At 72.4% G+C, this 3,037-nt stretch carries 1 protein-coding gene; it reads right to left on the bottom strand.

The genetic code is table 11. The annotated features are described in order from the left end of the window. On the bottom strand, window positions 1-3,037 hold a 3,037-nt coding region (locus tag B7767_RS45650), incomplete at both ends, for a type I polyketide synthase (protein WP_256923819.1).

The raw sequence follows: 3,037 nt of genomic DNA, 5'->3' as shown, positions 1-3,037 counted from the left end.
CCACACCGTCGTCCAGCACACCCGCCGCATGCACCACCGCCCGCACCGGATACCGGCCCACCAGCGCAGCCACCGCATCCGCGTCGGCCACATCACAGGCCTCCACCGACACCCGCGCACCCAGCCCGGACAACTCCGCGACCAGAGCCCCCACACCCTCAACAGCCGCACCCCGACGACTCACCAACAACAGATCACGCACACCATGCCCGACCACCAGATGCCGGGCAACTGTCCGACCGAGACCACCGGTACCGCCCGTCACCAGAACCGTACCCTCAGCAACATCCCAGACGGCAGCATCCGCACCGGCCCCGGACACCACCCGCGCCAGGCGAGGCACCAACACCTCACCACCACGCACCGCGACCTCGGCCTCGTTCACCGCCAGTGCCGCACCCAGCAACTCGGCCGACAGCACCGCACCCGGCTCGACGTCCAGCAGACCGAACCGCCCCGGATGCTCCGAGACAGCCGACCTCACCAGACCCCACACCGCGGCACCCGCCAGGTCATCACCCTCCGCAGCACCACGGGTGACGAACACCAGACGCGACTCCGCACACCACTCCTCCGCCAGCCACGACCCCACCAGCTCCAGCGCCCATACGGCCGCATCGTGCACGGACCCGACGACATCGTCCGTGGCGTCGGGCGCGGTGGCCAGCACCGTTGCCGGCACCTCGCCCACCACCAGTGCCTCGAGGTCGGCCGCCCCCGAGATCGTCACCGGTTCCGGGGACACTTCGGCGCCCCTCGTGCTCCGTGCCGGCGCCCAGTCCACCTGGTAGAGGGAGCCAGGAGTCGCAGCGCCGAGCTGTCCGGTCGCCAAGGGACGGACGACCAGGGATTCCACCGAGGCGACGGGAGCACCCGTCGGGTCGGCCAGGTCCAGGGCCATGGTGCCGTCGGCGTCCCGGGTCAGCCGGACCCGTAGGGCCGAGGCGCCGGAGGCGTGCAGCGACACTCCTGCCCAGGAGAACGGCACTCCGCCGCGGCCGTCGTCGTCGAGCGCGAAGGCGTGCAGGGCGGCGTCGAACAGGGCCGGGTGAAGGCCGAACGCGCTGCCGTCCGTCGCCTCGTCGAGGGCGACCTCGGCAAACAGTTCATCGCCCCGCCGCCATGCGGCCCGCAGGCCGCGGAATGCGGGACCGTAGGCGAACCCGGCCTCGGCCAACCGCTCGTAGCAGTCCGTCACATCGACCGTTTGGGCGTCCCTCGGGGGCCATACGGCCGCGTCGAAGCCGGGGCGTGGTACGTCGGTCGGGGAAGCCGCGGGAGCCAGCATTCCGGTGGCGTGGACGGTCCACGGGGCCTGGACGTCGTCCTCGCCCCGCGCGTGTACGCCCAGAGCGCACCGGCCGTCGGCGTCGGGCGTACCGACCCGCACCTGGATGTGAACACCGCCGCGGGCGGGCAGGACGAGCGGGGTCGGCAGGGTCAGTTCCTCGACCGTGTCGCAGCCGATCTCGTCAGCGGCACGGATGGCCAGCTCCAGCAGGGCCGTGCCGGGCACCAGGACCGAGCCCTGCACCTCGTGGTCGGCCAGCCACGGATGGGACTGGAGCGACAGCCGGCCGGTGAACACCATTCCGTCCGAGCCCTCGGCGCCGGCCAGTTCGACGGCCGCGCCCAGCAACGGGTGCTCGGCGGCGCCGAGCCCGGCGAACCGCACGTCCCCCGCCCGGGTCAATTCACCCGCAGGCCAGTAGCGCTGCCGTTGGAAGGCGTAGGTCGGCAGGTCGACGGTCCGCGCGCCGGTGCCGGCGAAGTACGCGGCCCAGTCCACCCGGGCCCCGGACACGTGCAGCCGGGCGAGGGCGGTGAGAGCCGCCGTCTCCTCGTCACGGTCCTTGCGCAGCAGCGGGATCAGGTGTGCCTCGTCGCCGGCGCTCTCGCGCGCCATGCCGCTGAGCACACCGTCCGGCCCCAGCTCCACGAACCGCGTGACACCCTGCCCGACCAGCGCGCGGACACCGTCGTCGAAGCGCACGGCCTCACGGACGTGCGCCACCCAGTAAGCGGGGGTGCTGAGTTCGCCGGGATCGGCGAGACTGCCCGACACGTTGGAGACCAGGGGCAGTCGGGGCTCGCTGAACGTCAACTCCTCGACGACCGTGCTGAAGTCGTCCAGCATCGGTTCCATCAGCGGGGAATGGAACGCGTGCGACACGCGCAGCCGGGTCGTACGGCGACCCAGCTCGCGGAACATCCCCGCCACGGCCTCCACCGCCGCCTCGGCACCCGAAACCACCACCGAAGAAGGCCCGTTGACGGCCGCGACCGACACCTCGTCCGTCAGGTGCGGCAGAACCTCGACCTCCGTCGCCTCGACCGCGACCATCGCGCCACCGGCCGGCAGCGCCTGCATCAGCCGGCCACGCGCAGCCACCAGCGCGCAGGCGTCCGCCAGGGAGAGGACGCCCGCGATGTGCGCGGCCGCGATTTCGCCGATCGAGTGTCCGGCGACGTAATCGGGCCGCACGCCCCAGGCGTCGAGCAGGCGGTACAGCGCCACTTCCAGGGCGAACAACCCCGCCTGGGCGTACTCGGTCCGGTTCAGCGCGTCCTCGTCCTCGCCCCACACGACTTCGCGCAGCGGCCGGTCCAGGTGCTCGTCCAGCCCCGCGCACACCGCGTCGAACGCCTCCGCGAACACCGGGAAACACGCGTGCAGTTCACGGCCCATACCGAGCCGCTGCGAACCCTGACCGGAGAAGAGGAACGCCGTCCGGCCTCCATCCGCCGGGCCTTCCACGACACCCGCGTCCGGAAGACCCGCCGCGAGTGCTTCCAGGGCAGCGGCCTTGTCCTGCGCCAGCACCACAGCCCGGTGGTCGAAGAGGGAGCGCTGCGTGGCCAACGCGAATCCGAGGTCCACGCCACGGACCGCCGCGCCGTCTCCCGTCACGAACTCCCGCAGCCGCTCGGCCTGCGCGCGCAGCGCGGCCTCGCTCCTGCCGGAGAGGACCCACGGCACCACGTTAGAGGCAGTCTCGGATTCCCGCGCTGCCTCGGGCTCTCCCTCGACGCCGGC

The sequence above is a fragment of the Streptomyces sp. 13-12-16 genome, from assembly GCF_002114215.1.
In the GTDB taxonomy this organism is placed as follows: domain Bacteria; phylum Actinomycetota; class Actinomycetes; order Streptomycetales; family Streptomycetaceae; genus Streptomyces.
This window is presented reverse-complemented; position numbering and strand designations above follow the sequence as displayed.